Source organism: Shimia litoralis (genome assembly GCF_005518135.1).
Classification (GTDB): domain Bacteria; phylum Pseudomonadota; class Alphaproteobacteria; order Rhodobacterales; family Rhodobacteraceae; genus Shimia_E; species Shimia_E litoralis.
Genome location: NZ_SULI01000002.1, coordinates 43581 through 68946 on the forward strand (window position 1 = coordinate 43581; position 25366 = coordinate 68946).

26 protein-coding genes are annotated in these 25366 nt (G+C 54.0%); 5 read left to right on the plus strand and 21 right to left on the minus strand.

Features of this window, described 5'->3' with window-relative positions:
* Positions 1-84 precede the first annotated feature (84 nt).
* Together FAP39_RS02140 and mbfA are read right to left on the minus strand one after the other, a co-directional pair.
* On the minus strand, positions 85-1014 hold the full coding sequence (locus FAP39_RS02140; protein WP_138014732.1) for an AEC family transporter: 930 nt from the start codon (positions 1012-1014) through the stop codon (positions 85-87).
* 96 nt (positions 1015-1110) lie between these two features.
* Positions 1111-2085 (minus strand): iron exporter MbfA, encoded by a 975-nt coding sequence (gene mbfA, locus FAP39_RS02145; protein ID WP_138014733.1) that lies wholly within the window; start codon positions 2083-2085, stop codon positions 1111-1113.
* 121 nt (positions 2086-2206) lie between these two features.
* On the opposite strand from mbfA, the gene FAP39_RS02150 reads away from it, so the two are divergent.
* Positions 2207-2824: a TetR/AcrR family transcriptional regulator gene (locus FAP39_RS02150; protein ID WP_138014734.1), complete on the plus strand. Its 618-nt coding sequence runs from the start codon at positions 2207-2209 to the stop codon at positions 2822-2824.
* A gap of 8 nt (positions 2825-2832) precedes the next feature.
* Here the strand turns inward: FAP39_RS02150 and FAP39_RS02155 are convergent, their stop codons facing one another.
* A complete protein-coding gene (locus FAP39_RS02155) occupies positions 2833-3945 on the minus strand; it encodes an S-(hydroxymethyl)glutathione dehydrogenase/class III alcohol dehydrogenase (RefSeq protein WP_138014986.1) in 1113 nt (370 codons plus the stop codon).
* Between the two features lie 130 nt (positions 3946-4075).
* Here FAP39_RS02155 and FAP39_RS02160 point away from each other — a divergent pair, with 130 nt between their 5' ends.
* A complete protein-coding gene (locus FAP39_RS02160) occupies positions 4076-4339 on the plus strand; it encodes an I78 family peptidase inhibitor (RefSeq protein ID WP_138014735.1) in 264 nt (87 codons plus the stop codon).
* Between the two features lie 204 nt (positions 4340-4543).
* A complete protein-coding gene (locus FAP39_RS02165) occupies positions 4544-4891 on the plus strand; it encodes a DUF2794 domain-containing protein (protein ID WP_138014736.1) in 348 nt (115 codons plus the stop codon).
* 32 nt (positions 4892-4923) lie between these two features.
* On the opposite strand, the gene speB is transcribed toward FAP39_RS02165, so the two are convergent.
* The 4 genes from speB to FAP39_RS02185 form a co-directional block, all read right to left on the minus strand.
* Positions 4924-5886: an agmatinase gene (speB, locus tag FAP39_RS02170; RefSeq protein WP_138014737.1), complete on the minus strand. Its 963-nt coding sequence runs from the start codon at positions 5884-5886 to the stop codon at positions 4924-4926.
* The gene (locus tag FAP39_RS02175) at positions 5879-6778 is read right to left on the minus strand and encodes a C40 family peptidase (protein WP_246058904.1); all 900 of its coding nucleotides are present in this window, start codon (positions 6776-6778) and stop codon (positions 5879-5881) included. Before FAP39_RS02175 ends, speB begins: the two co-directional genes overlap by 8 nt.
* Positions 6778-8169 (minus strand): leucyl aminopeptidase family protein, encoded by a 1392-nt coding sequence (locus FAP39_RS02180; protein WP_138014739.1) that lies wholly within the window; start codon positions 8167-8169, stop codon positions 6778-6780. Before FAP39_RS02180 ends, FAP39_RS02175 begins: the two co-directional genes overlap by 1 nt.
* Before the next feature lie 67 nt (positions 8170-8236).
* On the minus strand, positions 8237-8617 hold the full coding sequence (locus FAP39_RS02185) for a hypothetical protein (protein ID WP_138014740.1): 381 nt from the start codon (positions 8615-8617) through the stop codon (positions 8237-8239).
* A 146-nt stretch (positions 8618-8763) separates the two neighbouring features.
* Here FAP39_RS02185 and FAP39_RS02190 point away from each other — a divergent pair, with 146 nt between their 5' ends.
* Positions 8764-9414, plus strand: coding sequence for a carbonic anhydrase (locus tag FAP39_RS02190; protein ID WP_138014741.1), 651 nt, complete (start codon positions 8764-8766; stop codon positions 9412-9414).
* Between the two features lie 109 nt (positions 9415-9523).
* On the opposite strand, the gene FAP39_RS17880 is transcribed toward FAP39_RS02190, so the two are convergent.
* The 9 genes from FAP39_RS17880 to FAP39_RS02230 all read right to left on the minus strand — a co-directional run bounded on the left by FAP39_RS17880 (position 9524) and on the right by FAP39_RS02230 (position 18352).
* On the minus strand, positions 9524-9658 hold the full coding sequence (locus FAP39_RS17880; RefSeq protein WP_281280225.1) for a hypothetical protein: 135 nt from the start codon (positions 9656-9658) through the stop codon (positions 9524-9526).
* A gap of 255 nt (positions 9659-9913) precedes the next feature.
* Entirely contained in the window at positions 9914-10936 is a 1023-nt protein-coding gene (locus FAP39_RS02195; protein ID WP_138014742.1) for an aspartate-semialdehyde dehydrogenase, read from the minus strand.
* Positions 10937-11053: 117 nt separating this feature from the next.
* Entirely contained in the window at positions 11054-12076 is a 1023-nt protein-coding gene (locus FAP39_RS02200) for a glycosyltransferase family 4 protein (RefSeq protein WP_138014743.1), read from the minus strand.
* A gap of 8 nt (positions 12077-12084) precedes the next feature.
* Positions 12085-13257, minus strand: a complete 1173-nt coding sequence (locus FAP39_RS02205; protein WP_138014987.1) for an MFS transporter — start codon at positions 13255-13257, stop codon at positions 12085-12087.
* 206 nt (positions 13258-13463) lie between these two features.
* Entirely contained in the window at positions 13464-14528 is a 1065-nt protein-coding gene (locus FAP39_RS02210) for a branched-chain amino acid ABC transporter permease (protein WP_138014744.1), read from the minus strand.
* Between the two features lies 1 nt (position 14529).
* On the minus strand, positions 14530-15561 hold the full coding sequence (locus FAP39_RS02215; protein ID WP_138014745.1) for a branched-chain amino acid ABC transporter permease: 1032 nt from the start codon (positions 15559-15561) through the stop codon (positions 14530-14532).
* A gap of 61 nt (positions 15562-15622) precedes the next feature.
* The gene (locus FAP39_RS02220; RefSeq protein WP_138014746.1) at positions 15623-16345 is read right to left on the minus strand and encodes an ABC transporter ATP-binding protein; all 723 of its coding nucleotides are present in this window, start codon (positions 16343-16345) and stop codon (positions 15623-15625) included.
* Complete coding sequence (locus FAP39_RS02225) at positions 16338-17102, minus strand: ABC transporter ATP-binding protein (RefSeq protein ID WP_138014747.1); 765 nt, start codon at positions 17100-17102, stop codon at positions 16338-16340. The genes FAP39_RS02220 and FAP39_RS02225 overlap by 8 nt, the downstream gene beginning before the upstream one ends.
* A gap of 74 nt (positions 17103-17176) precedes the next feature.
* Positions 17177-18352, minus strand: coding sequence for a substrate-binding domain-containing protein (locus FAP39_RS02230; RefSeq protein WP_138014748.1), 1176 nt, complete (start codon positions 18350-18352; stop codon positions 17177-17179).
* 302 nt (positions 18353-18654) lie between these two features.
* Between FAP39_RS02230 and hpaR the strand changes: the two genes are divergently transcribed.
* On the plus strand, positions 18655-19095 hold the full coding sequence (gene hpaR / locus FAP39_RS02235; RefSeq protein WP_138014749.1) for a homoprotocatechuate degradation operon regulator HpaR: 441 nt from the start codon (positions 18655-18657) through the stop codon (positions 19093-19095).
* 12 nt (positions 19096-19107) lie between these two features.
* On the opposite strand, the gene FAP39_RS02240 is transcribed toward hpaR, so the two are convergent.
* From FAP39_RS02240 to FAP39_RS02260, 5 genes are all read right to left on the minus strand, one after another.
* Positions 19108-19929, minus strand: a complete 822-nt coding sequence (locus FAP39_RS02240) for a PaaX family transcriptional regulator C-terminal domain-containing protein (protein ID WP_138014750.1) — start codon at positions 19927-19929, stop codon at positions 19108-19110.
* Between the two features lie 125 nt (positions 19930-20054).
* Positions 20055-22085, minus strand: coding sequence for a phenylacetic acid degradation bifunctional protein PaaZ (gene paaZ, locus FAP39_RS02245; RefSeq protein ID WP_138014751.1), 2031 nt, complete (start codon positions 22083-22085; stop codon positions 20055-20057).
* 178 nt (positions 22086-22263) lie between these two features.
* Positions 22264-23451: a cytochrome P450 gene (locus tag FAP39_RS02250; RefSeq protein WP_138014752.1), complete on the minus strand. Its 1188-nt coding sequence runs from the start codon at positions 23449-23451 to the stop codon at positions 22264-22266.
* Entirely contained in the window at positions 23451-24803 is a 1353-nt protein-coding gene (locus tag FAP39_RS02255) for a TRAP transporter large permease (RefSeq protein WP_138014753.1), read from the minus strand. Before FAP39_RS02255 ends, FAP39_RS02250 begins: the two co-directional genes overlap by 1 nt.
* Positions 24800-25306, minus strand: a complete 507-nt coding sequence (locus FAP39_RS02260) for a TRAP transporter small permease (protein WP_138014754.1) — start codon at positions 25304-25306, stop codon at positions 24800-24802. Before FAP39_RS02260 ends, FAP39_RS02255 begins: the two co-directional genes overlap by 4 nt.
* Between the last annotated feature and the right edge of the window lie 60 nt (positions 25307-25366).

Sequence of the window (25366 nt, forward strand, 5' to 3'; positions counted from 1 at the left end):
CGTTTTGAACCTGTGTCGTTATGGCTAACGCAACGTGAGGCCTGTGAGCAAGAAAAACCGCACCAAAATCAGATCGATATCACATTATAGCGCAGTCACCCATGCGATCACCAAGGACACAGTGCCGACACTTAAAAGTGTCGAGAATAATATTGCTGCGGAGGCCCTGTGTGGGGCCACATTATAGTGTTGGGCAAGAATATAGACATTGCCAGCCACGGGCAGGGCCGCGGCGGAAATAATGACGCTGGCCGAATAGGTATCAATCGTAAATACCCACAGCGCGCCGATCGCGACCATGGCTGGATGAAGGACCAGTTTGCAAAATGATAACCACAGCGCAACGTTGACACGTTCGGCGGTCTTCGTGGCAAGAGATGCGCCAATGGCAAAAAGCGCACCAGGTGTGGCGGCGCCACCCAGAATGGACAGGAATTCATTTAGGGGTACGGGAATCGGAATTTGCAGCGCGGACCACGCCAGCCCAGCAGACATTGAGACAATCATAGGGTTTCGCAATAACCCAAGCCCAACGGTTCTAAGGATTCCCCAAGACATACGCCCATCGCGCGCGCCGGTGATCAGAATGACAATCAGCGAAGAAAACACGATCAAGTCGACTGCCAAGACCAGCATGACTGGTCCAATCGCATCGGGCCCAAGCAATAGCACCAGCATTGGAACTCCAAGGAAACCGACGTTTCCGATCACCGCGCATTGGGCTTCGATAGCGGCGGTGGGCACATCTAGTCGTCGCATGATGGCAATGAGAGTCGCCAGTGCATAGATGATGACCGTTCCGAACAGATAGGCCCCGATTAGATTCCAGTCGAGAACGTCGGCCAAAGACAGGTTGGCGGAAAACCGGAAGAGCATTGCTGACAATGCAAAGTAAAACACAAACTTCGTCAGATATGCCGTGGCTTCATGCGTGAAAAACCGGGTTCGGCCTGCCCAAAACCCTACCCCTATCAAGGCAAAGAATGGGAGTGTTTTGAGGAAAATTGCTAACATGTGAACCTGTTATCACTGTTCCACCGCGCATCAAATGTTTGATTTCGGTCGGTGGAACAGGATCATTTCCGTTACAGGCAATTCCCATGCAGTATTTTAACCACTCCCGATAAGAACGCCTGCGGCGAATACCAGTGCGCCGCCAACAACCACCTGAAATGCGGCGCGGAAAAACGGTGTGTCCATAAACTTGTTTTGAATCCAGGCAATTGCCCAAAGCTCAATAAAGACAACGATAATCGCAATGACTGTGGCGGTCCAAAAGTCCGTGATCAAATAGGGCAGCGCATGGCCCAATCCCCCAACCGTGGTCATGATCCCGGATGCAAAACCACGCTTGACTGGCGATCCACGCCCCGACAGTTCGCCATCGTCAGATGCCGCTTCGGTAAAGCCCATCGAGATACCTGCGCCCACCGATGCGGCCAGCCCAACCAAGAAGGTTGTCCACGTATCCTGTGTGGCAAAGGCTGTTGCAAAGATTGGGGCCAGTGTGGATACCGACCCATCCATCAGACCCGCCAAGCCAGGTTGCACCCAGGTCAAAAGAAACTGTCTCTTGGCGACATCGTCTTCATTTTCACGTGGGGTGCCGTCCAAATGGATGTGTTCCATATGGAGCGCTGTGTCTTGGTGGCCCGCCTCTGCCGCCGCCAGATCCCCAAGAAGCTTGCGCGTGTCTGCATCCGTACTTGCCGCCGCCGCGGCGAGATAGAAACGTTCGGCGTCGCGCTCCATGGCAGCCGCTTCGGTCCGAATACGATCTATTCCAAGGTTTTTCATCAACCAAACCGGACGTCGGGCATAGAAACCAGCCACATGCTCTCGCCGTATCAAAGGGATAACGGAGCCAAATCGCGCCTGATGCAGGTCGATAAGCCGTTTGCGATGCTCGTCCTCTTCGGCGGCCATTGCCTCGAATATCTTGGTGGTCGCAGGAAAGTCGGCGCGCAGCATTTCTGCGTACGAGCGATAGATTCTTGCATCGTCTTCCTCGGACGAAATGGCCAACGCGATAATCTCTTGTTCATTTAGGTCACGAAAATGTCGGCGCTGTGAAAAAAATCGCATGGGTATCCTCGATATTAGAATGGTTCTAATATACCGTGGTCAAATACAGAAACAAGTCTCTGTACAGTGTGATGCATGACCGAATCGATGTACGCTGAAATTTGAATTTCAAAGGATTGTGATGCAACTCCAGCCCCAACTGATGCGCAAAGGCCGTAAGCTTGATCAAGTGATTTCAGGTGCGCGAGAGGTGTTTTTCCGAGACGGCTTTGAAAGTGCGAGCATGGAAGACATCGCGCGCTCTGCGGGCGTGTCCAAAGCGACACTCTATAGTTACTTCCCTGACAAGGCGGCTTTGTTCATGGAGGTTGCCAGCACTGCAGTCGCGGATCACACCGCCAAGATGGTCGAAACCGTCGATATTGATGCACCCGTCCGGGACGTGCTGTTGTGTACGGGGAAAAGCATGACCGCCTTCATGCTGAGTGATTTGGGTCGGCGGGTCTTTCGAATTTGCGTGGCCGAATCTGATCGGTTTCCTGACCTCGGGCGGCGGTTCTATTCGGCAGGCCCTGCATTTATCAGAGGACAATTGATCGAATATCTGACCTGCGCCGTCTCTCGCGGAGAGCTTGCGATCGAGGATATCGAGTTGGCAGCGGATCAGTTTCCCGAGTTGTGTAAGGCGGATATGTTCCCGAGGCTGGTCTTTGGCATTGATGACGTCTTTAGCGAAAAAGAAATCGACCGCGTCGTTGCCGGCGCGGTCGAAACATTTATGGCGCGGTACGGGACCTGATTTAGGTCCTAGAATTCCACAACGGCACGAATAGACTCGCCTTTGTGCATCAACTCGAAACCTTCGTTGATCTGTTCAAGGCTGAGTTTGTGCGTGATCATGGGGTCAATTTCGATTTTGCCATCCATGTACCAGTCAACAATTTTTGGTACGTCGGTCCGACCAGATGCCCCACCAAAAGCCGTGCCACGCCATACGCGGCCTGTGACAAGTTGGAATGGGCGCGTCGAGATTTCGGCGCCAGCGGGCGCCACACCGATAATGATGCTTTCTCCCCAGCCTTTGTGGGCGGCTTCCAATGCGGTGCGCATGACGTTCACGTTGCCGGTCGCGTCAAACGTATAGTCCGCCCCACCGCCCGTGATTTCAACCAGATGTGCGACCATATCCCCTTCGACTTTTGACGGGTTCACAAAATCAGTCATGCCAAAGTGCGTGGCCATCTCGACCTTACTGTCGTTCAGATCCACGCCAACAATTTGATCTGCGCCGGCGAGTTTGAGGCCCTGAATGACATTGAGACCAATACCGCCCAAACCGAACACGATTGCGGTGGAGCCGATCTCGACTTTGGCTGTGTTTATCACCGCACCAATGCCTGTGGTCACGCCGCAGCCGATATAGCAAATCTTGTCAAAGGGTGCGTCTTTGCGCACTTTGGCCAGCGCAATTTCAGGAACAACCGTGTGGTTCGCAAATGTCGAACAGCCCATGTAGTGATGGATAGGCGTGCCATCGAGCATCGAAAACCGTGTTGACCCATCCGGCAAAAGACCTTGGCCCTGAGTTGTGCGAATGGATTGGCACAAGTTCGTTTTTGGGTTCAAGCAATAATCGCACTCGCGGCATTCCGGCGTGTAAAGAGGGATGACATGGTCGCCGACTTCGAGACTTGTCACTCCTTCGCCGACTTCGATCACGACACCTGCACCTTCGTGACCCAAGATGGCGGGAAAAATGCCCTCGGGGTCATCGCCCGAACGTGTGAACTCGTCCGTGTGGCATAGGCCTGTCGCCTTGATTTCGACGAGAACCTCGCCCGCGCGCGGGCCCTCAAGGTTTACTTCCATCACTTCAAGCGGTTGGCCCGGGGCGACAGCTACGGCGGCTTTTGTACGCATCATCTAAAGTTTCTCCTGTTTGGGCCAAATGGTGAGCGAACCTGCGCCAGTTTTCAATAGGAGATGCGACGGTGACTTGTGCGTGTGCGACAGATGTTGGCACAATCTTTTCAACTCGGGAGGGAATTTTATGAGGTATCTGGTGTTATTGGCTTTGGCCGCAGTTACGGGATGTATTGGCGACGATGAAGACGCGAAAGGCAGTGCGACATGTGATCCTGCGGCATTTGCATTTCTGGTCGGGCAACCCAAGTCTGCGCTTGATGGGGTGTTAACACCCGAAACAGTGCGCGTCATGAATATGACGTCTCCGGCGACGATGGATCATCGGCCGGATCGGCTGAATGTGATTCACGATGATGATGACACGATCATCAAGGTCACATGCGGTTAATTTGCGGGGAATGGGCTCTCGGCGGCACCGACTGGGTGGGGGCAATATCGCAGCGCCGCCGAGAGTAGCGTTTGTTTCGCTATGCCAACAATATGCGGATCAGGTTGGGCAATATGTGGGAAGCTCAAAGACCTTTTGCGGATGAATCTGGGGCGAAATAGAGGCAGGGTTGATTTTTCGTAAATCCAGAGCGACTGTAGACAAATGAATGCTCAACCCCCTGTCCCGTTCGGCGGACACACGCCGTCTCATCAACAGGTTGCCTTTCACAGAACTGAACTGGCGCCGATCCTGTCGCTGTATGGGCGGATGGTCGCGGCAGGTGAATGGCGGGACTATGGTATTTCATGCCTTAAGGATGTGGCCGTCTTCTCGGTGTTTCGACGTACGGCTGAGAACCCTCTGTATCGGATCGAAAAACGCCCGAAGCTTCGTAATAAGCAAGGACTATATGCGGTGATCGGGCTGAATGGTCAGGTTCTTAAGCGTGGCCATGACTTGGCGTCAGTTCTACGTGTTCTTGAACGCAAGCTGATCCGCGCAGTCGATTAAACTGCGCAGATTTTGGCCTTGGCATTGTCGGCTCAGCGCTGCCTGTTGCCTGCGAGGATACACAGCATTTCAAACATGATGGACACTCCTAAAAAGGCGGTGCCGCCGGATGTGTCAAACGGTGGGGACACCTCAACCAAATCTGCGCCGATGATATTGACGCCTGCGAGCTCGCGGACCACCTGCAGCGCTTGAAAAGAGTTCGGTCCGCCGACTTCGGGTGTTCCGGTTCCCGGTGCGAATGTAGGGTCTACGAAATCGATGTCGTAAGAAAGATACGTGTTTTGATCCCCGACGATATCGCGGGCCTCGGCCATGACGCTTGCGATGCCACGCTCAAACAACTCTTCGATGCGGATAATGCGGATGCCAACGCTTTCTGCGAAGTCCAAATCTTCGGTGTCATAGGCAGTGCCGCGAATGCCAATTTGAACGACGCGTTTGGGGTCCAAAAGACCTTCTTCCACCGCGCGCCTGAACGGTGTGCCATGCGTGTACATCGTACCGCCAAAATAGCTGTGAAACAAATCTGTGTGGCTGTCGAAATGGATCATTCCCACGGGCGAGTCCGCAGCCAGAGCGCGCAGTACAGGTAATGAGCTTAGGTGATCGCCGCCAGCCGTGAGGGGGGTGATATTCTTGGCCTTAACGTCAGCGTAAAATGCGGTAATCCGGTCCATGCTGTCTTGGATATCCGCCGGATTTGGGCCAACGTCGCCAAGGTCGGCACAGTTGAGGGCTTCGAAAGGGCGCACATTGGTGGCCCCGTTCTGGGCGCGAATCATGGTCGACATGTCGCGCAGCTGCCTCGGCCCATGCCGTGGTCCGGGGCGATTGGTTGTCCCACTATCCCATGGGATGCCGATAATGCCGACATCAACGTCGCTGGAACGAGGGTCGTCCAACGTTAGGTGTGGAAGCCGCATAAAAGTCGGCACACCTGCGAAGCGCGGCAAATCCATGCCAGAGACTGGCGTAAAAAATGAATCACTCATGGCGGGGCTCTTTCAATTGTGGAAGGCGGCGGTGTGCCGTCACGGGACCATCGCCCTGAAGCGCAATTCGGTCAATAGCAGCGTCAATCGGTTCGCGCGCCACCGCCATGTGATGGGCATTTGCATGCACCAGAGTCTTGGCATCCAGCACGATGGCCACATGTCCCTTCCAGAACAAGACATCGTTGCGCTCATATGGGGTCTGTGTGGGCAATAGACTTCCAAGTTCGGACATTTGCATGTCGCTATCACCGGGGCAGGCCAGCGCACATGCATGACATGCGGCTTGCACCAATCCCGAACAATCGATGCCAAGCCCCGAATTCCCACCCCAGTGGTACGGAGTTCCAAGAAACCGCTCGGCGACGCTTGCGATATCTGGTTCGGTTTCGGAAATGTTGCGCAGGTGCGCAGCCGGTACATACCCGAATCTCGAGGTGTGTTCGCTTGCCGAGGTCAGGATGACCTGTGCCCATCGGTCTTGTTCATGAAGGGCAACCACCGTGAATCGGCTTCCAAAGGAAACCGGCGTCATTTGAGTGCTGTTTTTCAGCACGGGGGCATCGGTCAAATAGCTTTGGCGTGTAGAGACGATATGGGTGGGGGCATCCGGCAGTATGCCAAGCGCATGAATATCCACATACCCCACATAGCCGTCACGTTCTGTGAACCCAAAGGCCCATTTGCGTCCTCGTTCAAGAACGCGAAAACCTTCGTGAAGCACCAGCTCGCGATCACGATGCTGGGTCTCTGACACATCAGAGGACATCAACGCGGTCACCGGCACGTTTACATGCCAGATGTCGCCTTCACAGAAGTGTGCGGCATCGGTTTTGCCCGCAAGCGCAGTGTGTGCAACGCGTCCATTTGATGGAAATAGACGTCGATCCATCATAACTTCAGCAGATCTGGTAGCGCATCAAATATCGCACGCGCGCCCATCCCTACGCCCCCTTTGGGACGTGCCGGAGTCGCAGCGGGGTTCCAGCCGTAGATGTCAAAATGCGTATATCGCGGATGTTCAACAAAGCGGCGCAAGAACAATGCGGCTGTAATCGATCCTGCAAATCCTCCGGCGGGGGCGTTATCAAGATCGGCGATGCCCGGCTCGATCATCTTTTCATATGGTGACCAGAATGGCATGCGCCACACAGGATCAGATATGCGAGCCGCCGCGGCCTCAAGAGCCGACACAACGGTATCATCATCGCAATAATAGGGCGACAGGTCAGGGCCGACCGCGACACGTGCGGCGCCGGTCAGCGTGGCCATCGAGATGATAAGATCAGCAGTGCCTTCATCGGCAAGTGCTAATGCGTCGGCCAGAACCAGTCGGCCTTCTGCGTCGGTGTTGTTGACTTCGACCGTGAGACCCTTGCGCGAAGTCAGGATATCACCGGGGCGAAAAGCATTGCCGCTCACTGAATTTTCAACGGCGGGAATTAATACGCGCAATTGAATTGGCAGGTTGGTGGCCATGATCATCTGCGCAAGACCAAGAACCGTCGCGGCCCCACCCATGTCTTTTTTCATGAGCCCCATAGACGCGCCGGGTTTTAGATTAAGCCCACCGGTGTCAAAGCAAACGCCTTTGCCCACAAGTGTCAGGGTCGGGCCCGTGGTGCCCCACGCCATGTCGATCAGCCGGGGGGCTTGTGTCGATGCACGCCCGACGGCGTGAATCATCGGCAAATTTTCGGTGAGCAAGTCGTCGCCCGTGATGACGGATATTTTTGCAGAGAATGTATCGGCCAATGTGCGGCACGCGGCTTCTAGCTCTGCAGGGCCCATGTCGGAAGCTGGCGTATTGATAAGGTCACGCGTCAAGGCCTCAGAGGTGGCAAGCGCTTCGACTTTTTGTCGATCAATACCGTCTGGACACTTGAGGCGGGCGTGTGTCTCGGACGTTTGTTGTGCAGGACGATAGGCTTTGAATTGATAGGCTGACAGGAGCCAGCCAAGGGTTTCTGTCGCAAGATCCGTATCTGGAAGGTCATTGGCCAACGCATATGTACCCGCCGGAAGTTTGGCCGCGGCTGCCGCCAGATGAAATCGCCCACGACGTCTTTGTTTATGGGTTCCAAACCCTGCGATTGCCATGCTGGGATGCCCGTTGTCGTCGGGGACCAGAATACTTGACCCCAAGTCGGCAGAAAATCCGTTGGATGTAATCCATGTGCTCACTTTGGTCGGTTGCTCGTCCAGCCACACCTCGAGCGAGTCGCTTTCTACGACGTGCAAGGGAATTGACGCATCAGTGTCGTTTGCAAAACTCAGGGGCATTTTGGGCCTTCTCTTGCCAATAATGTTTGGCCCAGACTATTGCTTCTCGTCGGTGCTGCAAGCCCGATCAGTCGGGCAAGCCCTGTAATTCCCAAAGTTCCGTCAGTGATCGGTCGCCAATGCGTAGCAATCTCGCGTGGGTGGCAGCAAGTGCCACCCCATCTTTGGCATCAATGCATTCTAGCACGTCGTCCGCGACCAGAGTGAGAGTCTCCAACCCAATTTGATCGGCGATCGCCACGATGGAACGCGCGCATTTGCGCATATCCTTTAGCTGATCGCGTTGAAAATGGTCATGCACCTGAGACAATCTGGTCGTCAGTTCCTCCATGGCGCGGCACACCATGTCCGCGGCATCTTTGTCGCCTAATTGGCGCGTGAGCTGGATCAATCTGTTCTGATTGACGCATACAAAATCCTTAGTTTTCAGGGTTTCTACCTGTTCCACATTCTCACCCTCATAGTTGTTGCCCCCACGGCTTGGGCAATTTGCGCTCAAGTCGTTCCTAAAAGGTTGAGAAAATCTTCCGTTTTCTCTCGAAATCTGTTCAATTTATGACTAACTCCAGTGAACTAGCTGTCTGAGGAGAAAAAATGGAACATTCGAAGCCTTTACCGTCGTATCTGGTTCAACGCTTTCATGGATGGAAAGCCACATCCTATAATGCAAACCAATCTTGGTATCGACATTTGGTTTCAGAAGGACAGCACCCCCGCGCCATGGTGATTTCATGCTGTGACAGCCGCGTACACGTGACGTCTATTTTTGGCGCGGACCATGGTGAGTTTTTTATCCACCGCAACATTGCAAACCTTGTGCCGCCTTATGCGCCTGACGGAGATTACCACGGTACGAGTGCCGCGATCGAGTACGCTGTCGGCGCCCTCAAGGTCGCGCACCTGATCGTGCTTGGCCACTCACAATGTGGCGGCGTTCAGGGATGCATCGACATGTGTGAAGGGCATGCCCCACATCTTGAGGCGAAAGACAGCTTTGTTGGCCGCTGGATGGATATGTTGCGCCCACACTATGAAACAGTCTCGGACATTTCTGATCGTCAACTGCAGTCAAGAACGCTTGAGAAACAAGCCGTCGTTGTATCGCTCGGCAATCTGATGACCTTCCCGTTCATTAAATCGCGCGTTGAAAGCGGCGATCTAAGCCTGCACGGATTGTGGCACAATATTGGCGAGGGTGGCTTGGAAAGCTATGATGCGAAATCTGGCGATTTCGTGGCCGTCTAGTATCGGTTTTATCCGAACTTGAACCGGCCATGTCTATGGTATTCAAAAACGGTCCTGCTATTCAGCGGGGCCGTTTTTTGTTGCGAAACGAGATATGTCGCACCGCTCTCTAAGTAAACAGGTTCTCTTGTGTCTCTTCGCAGACAAGCAAAGCACGTAACCGACGCTGGCGCGCTTTGGCTAACAATGAAAACTCGGTTTGTTCCGCAGATTTAATTTGAGAAGTGAAAAACTCTTTGCGCATGTCAGTCTCCTAAGCGTATTGCCCTACTTACGATAGGTTCCATTCTGAGACTAATTTGTGGCTAAATTGGTGCAGATTGCGTTCAAAATGGGGCAATTGACCTTAGTGCATGGAAACACACCGTGTTTGAATCGGAGACATTCAGGTCGAAGAAATGCGGCAAATGTTTGTGTATGACTGGGTTCTTCCCAACTGCAAAACAATGAAAAAGGGCGCCCAAATGAGCGCCCTGTGATCTTGTTTTCGAAGCTGAGATCAGCCCTTTTTGAGAACCTTGGTCCCCAGAGTTTCGGCGATCTGCACGGCGTTCAATGCAGCACCCTTGCGAAGGTTGTCGCTGACGCACCAGAGGTTGATGCCGTTTTCAATTGTGCTGTCCTGACGGATGCGGCTGATGAATGTGGCATAGTCACCCACGCATTCGACGGGTGAGACATAGCCACCGTCTTCGCGCTTATCGATCACCATGATGCCAGGCGCTTCGCGCAGGATGTCCCGTGCTTCGTCTTCATCAAGAAAGTCTTCAAACTCGATGTTGATTGCCTCAGAGTGCCCTACAAAAACAGGAACGCGCACACAAGTTGCGGTCACTTTGATTGCCGGATCGATAATCTTTTTCGTCTCGGCGACCATCTTCCATTCTTCTTTGGTCGATCCGTCGTCCAAGAATACATCGATATGCGGGATGACGTTAAACGCAATCTGCTTGGTGAACTTCTTGGCGGGTTTGTCGTCAGTCGGATTATAGATGGATTTGGTTTGATCCCAAAGCTCATCAATGCCGTCTTTGCCTGCACCAGACACCGACTGGTAGGTCGAGACCACAACACGTTTGATCTTGGCGCGATCATGCAATGGCTTGAGAGCGACAACCATCTGCGCAGTCGAGCAATTGGGGTTGGCGATGATGTTCTTCTTTGAATAGCCATGCACCGCGTCCGCGTTCACTTCGGGCACGATCAGAGGTACGTCGGGATCATAGCGATACAGCGAAGAGTTATCGATTACCACGCATCCTGCGGCCGCAGATTTGGGCGCATAGATTTTGGTGGCTTCGGATCCCACAGCAAACAGCGCCATGTCCCATCCGGCAAAGTCGAATGTATCCAAGTCTTGGGTTGTCAGGGTCTTTTCGCCAAAGCTCACTTCGGTACCCAGCGACTTACGGCTGGCAAGAACGGCGATTTCATCTACCGGGAACTGACGCTCGGCCAGAATATTCAGCATTTCGCGGCCCACATTACCTGTGGCACCTACGACAACGACGCGATAACCCATGTTACGGCTCCAATGTTTCAGACGCGCCCTATTAGCCCTCTTTGGTCAAATAAAAAAGGGGGCAGCGCGTGTTTCTTGTGATCCGGTGCATTTCCAGCAGCGATGAGTCGTGGCCTTCTAGGGTTTCTCATCGTTCAAGAGGTGCTGATATAGCGTCACGAGTGCGTTTGCCTCGCGGTCTAAACCAAATGCATTCTGGACGTGGCGCCGCCCCGCCGAACCCAATTCGGCCATGTTGCATTCCAAGATTGAGCCGATTGCGGCCGTCAACGCGTCTGCGTCATCCTTGGGAACGATGCGACCGCAGTCTGGCGTGACAAAATCGCGGAATGCCCCCACATCGGTTGCGACAACCGGCACCGCGCAGGACAAGGCCTCGAGCGGGGTTAGGCCGAATCCTTCCAAGAGTGAAGGGGCGACATATAGCGAAAGAGCGTTATATGCCTTGGGCATATCGGTGAGCGGCAGTTCGTCTTTGAACACAATGCGATCTTGCAGTCCCGCTTCGGCAATGCGGGCCTCAAGTGTTTTGTGAAATGCCGTATTGTCAGGGGTGATACGCCCCATGATTACGGCTGAAAAGTCGGGGTGTTCCGGCAAAACCCTGCACATAGCTTCGACAAAATGCTGGGTGCCTTTCATGGGGCGGATGCGGCCAAAACACCCGATGACTTTTTGGTCCGCCATGCCAAATACATCCGGGGTGGCAGACGGGGTAAAGATATCCGTGTTTACCCCATGTGGGATAATGGTCGGTGTGCCTGGCATCACGTCGGCATTCACCGGAGTTGTGGCAACAATTGCGTCCATTTGGCGTACCAGCCAATTGGTCAGACCGCCGCGCCTGCGCGGAGAGGACGAGGTGAAGACCAGCTTGAGATTCATGCGAAACACCGCGCGCAGGATAACTCCGACGAGCATCTCGTTATTGCGTCTTGCATGCCAGACGCGAGGCCGGCGTTTCAGAAAGGGAACCTTCCAAAGGGGGACAAAAGGAATGCCCTCTGGTAAGGCCACGCCCGTCGCAGCGATCTTGATATGCTGTTGTTGACGCGGCACAAGCGCGATCACGGTCGCGGTTACACCAGAAAGACGGCGATTCAGATTTGGCGCTAGGACTTGAAGGTCATGGTTGGACATAGTGTGTCTTAGTCCGTTCTGTCTTGGCTGAATAGATAGAATAAAAGCCCAATCAGCACCAGAACGCCGAACGCCCCGAACAAAATTTGGTATGCAAGCAGAGGTGAGGTTTGCGCAACCTGTCCATGCAGTGTGCCAGATGCAAACTGCATGATGCTGACGCCGCCGATTCCAAACAGGTTCATTAATGTGACGCCACGTCCGGTAAGATGGGGTGGAAAAAAGCTTCTGGCATGCCCGATGATGAGCGGAAAGCTCGCACCGAAGAAGCCGATGCCACACATGAGCGCAACCGAGAGAAGTAGGCTATTGTCGACATAAACAGCCAAGAACAGGCAGGCCATTGCTCCCAATAAGTTACCGACAAAGATGACCCACTTGCGGGTGCCGAAAATTCGATCGGCAGGCCCATAGGCCAAAGTGCCTGCAATCATTGAAATACCCATGACCAAAGATGCGGTACCAATTCCCGTTGTTGGGACTGCGAAAATGTCGTCGAGGTAGGGGCCAATCCACAGCCCCCGTATGCCCGCGCTGGGAATGTAATTGACCAACATCAGGGGAAACAAGCACCACAGCGCGGGAATTTTCAGTAAATCCAAGACGGACCCTTTTGCGTCGTGGACAACTTTTGGCGGATCTTTCACCCAAAAGAAAAGCCCGATCGCAGTGGATGCGCTCGCGATGGCAAGTGCCATAAGGGACATGCGCCAGCCAATCGTGTCAGCGGCCCAAGCCATCGGATAAGAGGCGACCAGATTTCCGAGTGAGCCAACGCCCAACATGAGGGCGGCCAAGGTTGCAAATTTTGCCGCTGGATAGCTGCGTGCGAAGATATAGTAGCTCGCCATCAAGACCGGAGAACACCCCACGCCGATCAATCCCATGGCCAGCGTGACATGTTGCGCCGAACTGGCATTGGCAAACACAAGGGCACCGCCACCGCCCCCGACGAACAACAGCACAGACGCCGTGAGGCGCGGACCAACTCGGTCGAGCGCGGCACCAACCGGGATTTGCATTGCGGCAAACACCAAGAACCAAATGCCCGAGGCAAAAGCCAAATCTTCGGGGGTGGTGCCGATGTCTGTACGAAGCGGTTGACTCAGCACAGCAAGGAACGCGCGGAAGAACTGGCTTAGGACATAGGCAAAGCACAAGAGGATCAGATCTGGCCGCATTTCGAACCTGTCATTTGACGAAAACCCGAGATGAAACGACAATCTGGGGAAAGGCAAGACCTCTTGTCATCAGCGCACCATTCGCGGGGGCACGAATGTGCGATACAGCAGGTTGGAATTGTGCGTAAGGCGGTGTTGAAAAAATACGCCGCCCTCACAGTGGATGAAAGGGCGGCGTGGTATGGGGGATCTGCGCGCAGGTCCCGCTAAGTTTTCTTACCTTCTCGAAGCCGCCCGACGATCCCTGTTGGGAAAAAATAGACGCTGAGGATGAACAATACGCCCAGCCACAACAACCAGCGATCGGCGCTCAGCAGCTCTGGGAGAATAGGCAGCCCCTCGACCGCCTCAGACGCGGCGCCCATCAGTCCTTGAAGATAGTTCTGTGCCAACACAAACAGGGTGGCCCCGATGACAGCGCCATACATGGTGCCCATGCCGCCAATCACTACCATCAACAGGATATCAATCATGACTTCCATACTGAGGGATGTATCCGGCCCTACATATCGCAACCAAATGGCATAAAGCGCCCCAGCCAATGCAGCGACTGCGGCTGACATACATGTGGCGGCCACACGGTAATGCACCACGCGATAACCGATCGATTCTGCGCGAAAATCGTTTTCGCGAATGGCCAGCAACACGCGGCCAAATGGCGAATGCACGACGCGGAGCATGAATAGGAACAACAGCAGCGAGCACGTAAAGATCAGGTAGTAGTTTAGGAGCTTGCCGTTCATGCGCACGCCCATGATCTTTTCGTCCGCAAACTTGAACGCGGGGGTCAGCTCGCGAGGGATTTTATAGTTCAATCCGTCCTCGCCGCCCGTGATCCCTGACATTTGGCTGACCAGCACAGCGACCGCACTGGCAACAGCCAAGGTGATCATCGCGAAAAAGATCGCCCGTACCCGCAATGAAAACAGGCCAATCAAGAATGCCAACACGGCTGCGAGGGCTGCGCCGCCAATGGATCCGACCAGCAAGGCATCAAACCCGCGGCCCATGTGGGTACATGCCAAGGCAACGCCATAAGCCCCAAGGCCAAAGAACATGGTGTGGGCAAAGCTGACGATGCCACCATACCCCAGCATCAGGTCATAAGAGGCCACCAGTACAATAAAGATACAAATGCGGGCTGCGGTATCGACGGACCGAACTCCGGGGAAAATAAACGGCGCAAACGCAAGGCAAATCAAGATTGCAATCAACAGCGCGGCCAGAATGCGACTGCGTGGCATGTCGCCTGAGAGAATAGTGGATAACATCTTACTTCGCCTTCACAACAGGGATCATGCCTTGCGGTCGCCACATCAGAATTGCGACCATCAAACCGATATTGGAAATCAGCGCGACTTTTGGCTCAAGGAAGGCCACATAGTTCTGCAGCAAACCCACCAGCAATGCGCCGATGAAACATCCTTCGACGCTGCCGAGGCCCCCAATGATGACCACGATAAAAATCAAGATCATAGATTGGTTACCCATGTGGGCTGTGATCACTTCTTGGTACAGCCCCCAGAGCACACCGCCCAGTCCAGCCAACGCGGATCCTGCGATGAAGACGCCGACAAAAACCAGACGCAGGCGATAGCCCAAGGCTTCGACCATTTCACCATTTTCCACACCAGCGCGCACGATCAGGCCCACTTTGGTGCGCTGTAAAACCCACCGCATCGCGAGAAACACGACCAATCCAATGCCGACGGCAACCAAGCGATATTTCTCGATGGCGGCGCCGAAGAATGTGATGGCGCCTTTCAGGGCCTCGGGGCGCGTGATGTAAATTTCTTCGGGGCCCCACAGGACGATGATCAATTGTTCAACCACGATCAGGCCGCCCATTGTGACCAATATTTGTTTTAGGTGGTGGCCATAAACCGGTTTGACGATGACTTTTTCAAAGGCCCATCCCATCAAGCCGGTTGCGGCCATCGCGCCAAAGATTGCGACCATCATTGCCGTCAGGTTGAGAGCCAGCGAGGACGCGCCCGTCATGTTTTCAAGCAAGAGCAGGAAGCTTACCCCGACAAATGCCCCCACCGAAACAAAGGCGCCGTGCCCAAAGTTGATCACATCCATCAGGCCGAATACCAGAGTCAGCCCAGAGGCCATGATGAAAATCATCATCCCCATCGCCAGCCCTGACACCGTGAGCGTCAGCCAGCTTGAGGTGCTTGGAATTGCAACAAGCCCAAAGAGCATGAGCAAAACCACAAGAATAACAGGGGCGTAGGGGGACAATCGCTGGGCAATCGTCATCTGCGCCATTTTTGGTGCGTGCTTGGGTGCAGCTGTCATATCCAGCCCCCTTGAGGTAAAGTTTTGAGTGTTCGGTTCGGTGTCATGTCAACTATGCGCATCAGTGGGTTTCCATACTTAGGCCCATCAGGCGCTCTTGGAGGTCTGCATCTGTCGCGAGAGTCTTCATGTCTCCATCCCAGACCAAACGACCGTCATCCATGACGTTTGCAGTGTCCCCAAGGGCTTTTGCGACCGCGAAATTTTGCTCGACAAGAAGAATTGACGCGCCTTGTTCTTTGAGCTCTCGCAGCGCGCGCGCCATGGTCGAGATGATCGCGGGTGCAAGGCCTTTGGTGGGTTCGTCGATAAGATACAGTTTGCGCTCTTCGATCATGGCGCGCGCAATAGAAAGCATCTGTTTCTGTCCGCCAGACAATGTGCCCGCGTCTGATTTCCAGAACGTTTTGAGCGCTGGAAAGACCGAAAACAACCATTCTAAACGGGCGCTGTCGATGGGACCGGAAACGGCTGCGAGGATCATGTTTTCCTCGACGCTGAGGTCCGCGAATATGCCCATATCTTCGGGCACGAACCCGACGCCCAAACGTGCAATTGCCGGGGTGGGCAGCTTGGTGATGTCTTCACCGTTGAACAGAATGCGCCCTTCATGAGCGCGCCAATGCCCGATGATAGTGCGCAGTGTCGTGGTCTTGCCAACACCGTTGCGCCCCAAGAGCATGGTCACCGCACCGCGAGGCACGTTCAGGTCGACACCCTGAAGAATGTGATATTGCGCGATATTGGTGCGAACGCCTTCTAGGGAAAGTATGTTGTCAGACATCTTCAAGCTCCTTGCCCATATAGGCCTCTTGGACAACGTCAGATGCCATAACCGTTGCCGGGTCACCGTCAGCGGCCAATGCGCCGTTGTGCAAAACGATAATGCGATCCGCGAGGGTGCGGATGACGTCCATCTTGTGTTCGACCAGCAATATGGATCGGTCTTTGCGGTGCTTAAGCTCAGCGATCAAATCCAGAACCACAGGGGCTTCGTCGACGCTCATGCCTGCGGTTGGCTCGTCAAACATGTACACCAGCGGATCAAGCGCGATCAAAAGGGCAACCTCAAGCTTGCGTTGATTGCCATGCGACAGCTCTGCGACGACCTGATCTGCCTGATCCGCAAGGCGAACGCGCTCGACAACTTCCATAGCAGGGCGCGTCAGATCGTCGTGGCTTGTGGCCATCGAAAACATGTTGAACCCGCGACCGGCTTTGGACTGAATTACAAGGCGAATGTTTTCCAGCACGCTGAGGTTGGGAAACAGGTTGGTCAACTGAAAGGCGCGGCCGATCCCAAGATGCGTGCGCTGGGCAACCGACATCCGTGTGATATCACGGTCGTTCAATGCGACGCTGCCTTCACTTGATGGGATTTGCCCCGAAATCAGGTTGAAATAGGTCGTTTTACCTGCACCGTTTGGGCCGACAATTGCGGTCAATTCGCCTGCGTTAAAGGTGCACGAAATATGGTCTACGGCCACGTGCCCACCAAAGCGCACGGTTAGATCTTGGGTTTTTAGAATTGGATGTGACATGTCACTGGGTTCCCTTTGGGGAATAGAACAGGCCCGGCGGCCAACAATACCGCCGGGCCTAAATGTCGTTTAAATTATTGATTGCGGATTGGGATTGGAAGATCGTCGATCTTCAGCTCGCGCACCAGCTCTGGCACACCCCATTCTACGCCATCCACCACTTTGATCTTAAAGTGATACATGGACTGAAGGGCCTGATGGTCTTCTGCACGGAATTGCATTGTCCCCTTGGGAGTTTCCCATTCCATGCCTTCCATAGCGGCAATCAAATCTTCGGTGTCGGTGCCACCGGCCTTTTTGATGGCCTCTACAACAGCGATACCGTTTGCCATGCCACCTGCGGTAAAGAAATCAGGAGGGCTGTCAAAGCGTTCTTGGTGGGTTTTCACCAACCAATCGTTCACTTCGTTGTTGGGGTTTTCATAGTAGTAGTAGGTCGCGCCTTCCATTCCGGGGAAGTCTTTATAGGCCTTCATAGCCGCAAGGATGTTACCGCCTGTGGCAATTTCGATGCCAAAACGGCTTGGGTCCATTGCGTTGATCTTGCCCATTGGATTGCCGCCACCAGCCCAGATGATGAACAGTTTCTTTTCACCGTCCAGATCTTTCATAGCGTTGAAAATACGCTCGGCCGCCGCGGTGAAGTCCGTGGTGTCGGTTGGTGCGTATTCTTCGTGCGCGATATTGGTGCCGGTGCCGTCCAACGCCTCTTTAAAGGCGGCGATTCCGTCACGCCCAAAGGCATAATCCTGAGCAAGTGTCGCGATGTGTACGTTTTCACCGGATAGGGCGATGGCGTTCGCAACCGCGTCTTGGGATGAATTGCGCGATGTGCGGAAAATGTACCGGTTCCAGTTTGATCCCGTGATTGAATCAGCAACCGCTGGTTCGACGATCAAAACTTTTTCGAATTCTTCTGCAACGGGCAGCATCGCCAGAGCCACACCAGAGCTCACAGGTCCGACAGCAAGGTCGACCTCGTCATCGCCATATGCCTCTTCCAGAAGCGCTTTGCCGTTTTCTGGCTTAAGCTGTGTGTCTTTTTCGATCACGACGATTTTCTCGCCGTTGATCTCCATCGTACCGCCGGTGGCGTACTCTAGTCCCAGCATCAAACCGTCATGGGATTGTTTTGCATAGGCCTCGAACGGGCCCGTTTTACCATAGACGTGAGCAATCTTAATGTCGGCCATCGCGGCACTGGCCAAAGCCAGAGATGATACCAACCCTAACGCGAAAGTGCGTTTCATCTCTCATTCCTCCCTGAATGAAATCATCTTCAATACATCGGTGCGCAGGGCACTCTTGATAGGGTCGAGTGTAAGAGTTCGGGGGAAATTTGGTCAACTTGGTGGAAATACGTAGGTGAGTTTACGCGGTCCGTTCTGGGGGCATTTCGTAAGGGTCAGAACCGTTGACGTCCGTGGCCTTGATTTGGCGCATGATTTTGGGTCCACATGTGGTGGGCTGTGTCGTCACTATTGCAATCGTGGCAATAGTTTACATGTGAAATGACATTGCTCTCGGAGGGGAAACGTTGCATTATTGTCAAATGACTTCTCGCTCTCATAAACTGTCCACATCCCGATCGTTACCAATTGCATTGCTACGTGCGCGCGAAGCGGTGATGGGGCCTGTCAGAGGCATGTTGGCGGATGCGGGCGTGACCGAGCAGCAATGGCGCGTGTTGCGTGTGCTTGATGAAGATGGGGCTCTTGATCCGACAACGATCGCCGAGCGTGCTGTTTTGTTGCTTCCGAGTTTAACGCGAATTCTGCAAAAGCTTGAAGAAAAAGAACTCGTGACACGCGCGCGGGACGAGTCCGATCGCCGCCGCCAGATCATTGAAGTATCGCCAGCCGGTCGCGCGCTGATAGCGGCCAATATGGAAACAAGCCGAGGCATTCTGCGTGACCTGCGCAATCAGTTGGGTGATGAGCGTCACGAGATGCTGATTGATTTGCTGAACGATTTGACCGAACTCGAAACCTAGACCAAGCTACTTCTACTTAGTCGGCAAATCTTTATGCAGGTCTTGCAGTGAGGGTCGCTCAAGGCTGTCTAGTATTTTTGCAACCTTGCGCCGACACGCCAATCCACGCCAGCCATCTGGAAAAAAGCTGTCGGGTAAATCAGGATGTGCGAAAAGCGCTTTGCGCCAGTTGTGCACGATGACAGTGCGTAGAGCCGCGAGTTGAGTGGGGGTCGCATCCGCAGGGTGCCCCAAAGACCCGTCGATCTGATCCAATGCGATCTCTAGGTCGGCATAAGATCGGGCCATGTCGGCTGAACCAATACGGTTACGCAGCCAATCTGGCACAGTTGGTGTTGACCCCGTCAGAGCGAATACATCACCAAGGTCACATGGCGCAGGTCCATCCCCAAGTAAAACGCCTGATGTTACAAGAAGATACCCATTTTCTGTATAAGACGCTTCAAGCTTGGTGCGTGTGGTACTGTTTGCGGGGGCCAACACGATAACATGCCAAGTGTCTGGTTCAGGCACAAATTGGGCATAAATCCGTTTAGATGCCGCATTGCTTTGCGCGCGGCCAAATTCCGATAGTTGATATAGGCTTGAACGGCCGGACTTCTCGCTAATAAGCCAGCCGTCGTTGCGAAGCCGATGTAGAGCGACGCGCAGGGCTTCGGGCCGAATTCCCATAGGTTCTGTGACGCGCGATAGGACTGCCCCACTTATTTTGTCTTGGGGATTTCGTGCCAGATCACCGAAAATTGTGACGATTATCGACCACACCCGTTGGTTGCGGTTATACGTAAGCGTAGCAATAGTGTCCTGAAACCATTGAGATAATTCTTGTGCCATCTTTCAACAGTACAAAAAACCTTCAGGGAATACCATCCGTTACTGTAATCTGCCGTATTCACTTATTGTGAAACATATAGGTTTCAGGGGGCGCAAGTTTATGGCGCCCCCTGAGTTGAAAAACTTTAGTAGGCGTTCATCGTCAACAGTTCGTACTCGGCGACCAAATCATCGTCTTGGTTGGTCAAGGTGACGTGCCAGCGGACTTCACCATATTCGTCATTGCGCTGGGTCTTTTTCTTGACGCTTAGGCGCACCTTGATTGTGTCACCCGCCGAGACCGGCTTCATAAACCGGAGATTGTCCAATCCGGTGTTGGCAAGTACGGGACCTTCGTTTGGTTCCACAAACAGACCGGCCGCGAATGACAGCAACAGATACCCATGCGCGACACGACCGGGGAAGAACGGATTCCGCTCCGCGGCTTCGTTATCCATGTGTGCATAGAAGGTATCGCCTGTGAAGTTTGCGAAATGCTCAATGTCTTCCAGCGTGACAACGCGTGGATCAGTATGCATCGTTTCACCGATGGACAGTTCGCCGTATTTGCGCGTGAACGGATGCGCAGGGCCTTTGATCTCGGTTGCGCCAGGAACCCATTGTTCGCCGATGGCGGTCAGGATGTCGGGAGACCCCTGAATGGCGGTGCGTTGCATATAGTGTTTTACACCGCGAACGCCGCCCATTTCCTCGCCGCCACCTGCGCGACCGGGGCCGCCGTGAACCATGTGGGGCAGGGGGGACCCGTGACCGGTTGATTCCTTCATTGAATCGCGGTTGTTAAAGTAAAGTCGACCGTGGTACGCGCCTGCGCCAATTGCCACCTGACGGGCAATGGCCGAGTCATGCGTGATGACCGACGCCACAAGCGAGCCTTGGCCCTTTTTGACCAATTCGATGGCGTGGTCGATATCGCGGTACCCCATGATGGTTGATACAGGACCAAAAGCTTCGGTGTCATGCACACGTTGCGCTGTGTCCGGGTTGGCGCAATGGAACAACATTGGCGGCAGGAAGGCACCTTTGTCGCCGTCGGCCCCGACCACTTCAAAGTTGTCTGGGTCACCATATACACGTGTCGCTTCGGTTGCGAGAATCGCAGCCTTTTCTAAGACGTCCCGCTTTTGCCCATTGGACACCAATGCGCCCATTCTTGTGCCTTCTAGACGTGGGTCGCCAATGACGGTTTTGTCTAGGCGGGCGGAGAGGGCTTCGATGACGGCGGGGACGGTGGCGTCTGGTGCAAAGATACGACGCACCGCTGTACATTTCTGACCGGCTTTGGTGGTCATCTCGCGGTGAACTTCCTTGATGAACAGGTCAAACTCTGGGGTGCCAACAGCGGCGTCAGGTCCAAGAATGGACGCATTGAGCGAGTCTTGTTCTGCCACGAACCGGACAGAGTTTTCGACGATCACAGGATTTGACCGCAGCTTCATCGCCGTGTCGGCAGAGCCTGTAAAGCTGACCACGTCTTGCATGGTCAAACGATCGAGCATGTCACCCAGACCGCCAGAGACAAGCTGAAGTGCGCCCTCTGGCAATATCCCGCTATCGAGCATGATTTTGACGGCCAGCTCGGTCACATAGCAGGAATTTGTGGCGGGTTTTACGATGGATGGCACGCCTGCCAAGAGTGTCGGCGCGAATTTTTCCAACATGCCCCAAACAGGGAAGTTGAAGGCGTTGATGTGGATCGCAGCGCCTTGCAAGGGTGTGCAGATGTGTTGGCCCAAGAATGTGCCATGACGCGAGAGTTGTTCGACGTCGCCATCAAGATAGACGTGGCCGTCGGGCATCTCGCGGCGGCCTTTGGAGGCAAATACAAACATGGTTCCGACACCACCGTCGATGTCGATCATGTGGTCCGACTGGGTCGCGCCAGTTTCAAACGACAGGTCATAGAGTGCCTGTTTGTGCTTATCCAGATGCATCGCGACGGCTTTGATCATCTTGGCGCGCTCGTGGAACGTCAGGGCGCGCAAAGCTGGGCCGCCAACGTTTCGCGCGTAGTCAAGCATGGCCTGCGCATCAAGAGCATTGTTGCCAGCCGTGGCAATGACGTCGCCAGTAATGGCCGAGGCAATGTTGCGTGCGCCTTCACCGGGGGCAAGCCATTCACCTGCGGCGAAGCTAGAAATCTGTTGAACCGTCATGGCGTCTTCCTTTTCGGATGCAATCTGCACTTTCACATACGCGCGAGATATATTGATGTCTCGACCCTCTGAAAAAGGGGCCCTTGGCATTGAGTATATTATTTAACCGAACGATCGGTCAATTTATTTTTTAGTGATGCTGAATCACTGGCACAGCGTCCCGAAAAAGCGATGGGCCTTAAGCCAGTTTTGCAGGTAATCGGGCGAATCCGCGAAAACGCACGCGCCCGCCGCTTAGGGCGCCAGAGGTCAGCTCGTAGTTTGGGTAGCGTTCAAGAAAGCGGCTCACGGCAATACGCCCTTCGAGGCGCGCCAAAGTCAGCCCGACACAGGTATGTGCGCCGCCAGCGAATGCCAAATGCTTGTTCGGGCGGCGATCCAATTGCATGTCATCAGGGTCTTTGAACTGTGCCGGGTCGCGGTTTGCAGCCCCCATGCACAGGTGCAAATCCGTTCCTGCTGGTACGTGCACTCCATACAGCTCGATGTCTTTGGTGGTCAGGCGATTCCCAAATTGGTTTGGGCTTTCCAGACGCAAAAATTCATCAACCGCGGTGTTGATCAGGCTGGGGTTCTGAAGAATCTCATCGCGTTTATCACGGTGCTGATCTAGCAGAGCCAGAGAATTTCCGATCAGGTTTGTTGTGGTTTCATGCCCTGCATTTAGGATGAAAATACAGTTCTGATACAGCTCCACCTCGGTGAGTGAGTCACCCTCGGTGTGGATCAGCCGCGTTAATACATCCGTATTCGGATCGCCGGGGTTTGCCCGCCTGTCCTCAATAATGGTACGCAAGTATGCTTTGAAGTCCGTGACAGATTGATTGCCCAATGCTTCTTGTTCGGGCGTCAGTTGTGGTTCCAGAGCGCCCAAGATGGCCAGCGACCAATCGCGCAGTGGCTCGCGTTCATCACGCGGAATGCCCAACAGATTTCCGATGACCTCGATAGGAATCGCGCCTGCGAACGCATCGATCAGTTCGACCTCGGCAAGGCCTGCCATGTCATCCAGAAGTTTGCTGACAAGCAGTTCTAAGCCGGGTTCCATCTGCGCAAGCGCTCTGGGGTTCATTGCACCCACCATGACCTTGCGCACGCGCGTGTGCAGGGGCGGATCATTGAACACCAAAGAATTTGTATGGTGTTCAAAAAGCGGAGAGTTCTCTCCGTATTTGGGGCCAAACACAGCCTTTTTGTCAGAAATATAGGTCGCCGTGTCGCGATAAATCCGATCAAGATCGACATATCGCGACACAATCACACTTCCGTCCGGCTGCACGCAGGCCGGAGCCTCTTCGCGCAACCACTTGTAATGTGGATATGGGTTCTGATGGAACCCGTCCGGAAGGTGTGTGAGGTCAAACATCAGTGGCCCATCGCCCCCATTTGTTCTGGCAATACCAGTACGATCCACGGGATCAACACGATCAGGGCCAATCGGAAGATGTCCGCAATCCAGAATGGCGTGACACCGCGAAAGATGGTTGCAGTCGAGACATCGCCAACGACCCCTTTGAGGATGAACACGTTTAATCCGACCGGAGGTGTAATCAGGCTGATCTCGGTCACAACGACCACCACGATACCAAACCAGATTGGATCATAGCCCAGCGACGTGACGAGTGGGAAGAAGATCGGAACCGTCAAAAGAAGCATCGAAAGCGATTCAAACACGCACCCCAAAATCACATAGATACCCAAAATCATAAGGATTACGACAAAGTTTGGCACGTCGTATCCTGTGACCAAGGCAATCAAAGCTTCGGGCAGGCCGGCTAGGTTGATGAAGTTCGAGAAAATCTGAGCCCCGATCAGGACAGAGAACAGCGCTGCTGCGGTGAAAGTGGTTTCTTTGAGGACCTCAAGTGTCGACTTAATCGTCAACCCGCCGCGCGAAAGCGCAATCAGGAAGGCCCCCATTGCACCCATGCCAGCGGCTTCTGTTGGGGAGAAAGTCAGGTTCAGAGGCGCAAAGTCAAATGCGCCATACAATCCGCCAATCACAAGGAAAAACAGCAACAGAACTGCCCAGACAGATTTGAGCGCACCAATACGTTCACCCCAACCCGCACGTTCACCCGCAGGCCCTGAATCCGGATTGCGCCAGACAGTGTAGCGTACCGCGCCGAGGTAAAACAGAATTCCCAAGACGCCAGGGATGATGCCCGCCATGAACAGCTTGCCGATAGATGTTTCGGTGAGCAATCCATAGATCACCAAAATCACAGACGGTGGGATCAAGATACCAAGTGTCCCACCAGCCGCAATCGATGCTGTGGACAGTTCGTCAGAATACCCATAGCGGCGCATTTCCGGCATTGCGACCTTGGACATGGTGGCTGCTGTGGCCAAAGAAGATCCGCAAATCGCAGAAAAGCCACCACATGCGGCGACCGTCGCCATCGCGATCCCGCCACGCATGTGGCCGAGGAATGCGTTCGACACAGCGTACAGTTCCTTGGCCATGCCACCTTTGTTTACAAAAAGTCCCATCAGGATGAAGAGTGGCACGACAGACAGGCCATAGTCCTGCGCGGTATCTGTGATCTGGCGTCCAACCATCGACATCGCCGCTTTCAGGCCGCGTTCATCAAGGATGGACCCGCCACGTTGATACGCATACCCCAACGTTCCAACGAGCCCCATTGCAAACACGATGGGCAGGCGCACGAGCACCAGCACAAGGACAATGGCAAAACCAATAAGCGCGGCGGTCATGAGCGGTGCTCCGTAAGTAAGTGACGTGCGAAAAGATGTAGAAGGCCAGTGACAACCATTGCGATCGCGGCGATGCCAGCGAAAACGGTGATGAACCAGCCAATATAGAACTGTGGAATTCCGAGGTATTCGGTGACGTCGCCATAATCACGGTTGCGTTCCGCCAAAATCCAAACACGTTGAATGGGCCAGAAAAGCATGACGCCCGAACAGATGAACACAAGGCCATCTCGAATATGAGACAGACGTAGTCGTGCGAAAAACCCATCGGTCAAGTCGACAGCAATGTGATCATTGCGTGCCGACACGACGGGCAGCACGGCAAACACAAGAATGGCCATCAAGATTCTGGTCAACTCAGTCGCGGCCTCGATTGGCGCGTTAAAGATTGACCGTAGGATCACGTCGCAAAACGTCATCACCATAAGAATAAATAGTGCCGCAGAGGCCACAAGAACCGGAATGGTGCTTAGTCTGCGAAACATGTGAAGGAGCGAAGCCATCGGGCAGCCCTTTCTTCAAGTGGGGGAGGGTGAAAAGTCCCGGCGGATTTCGCCGCCGGG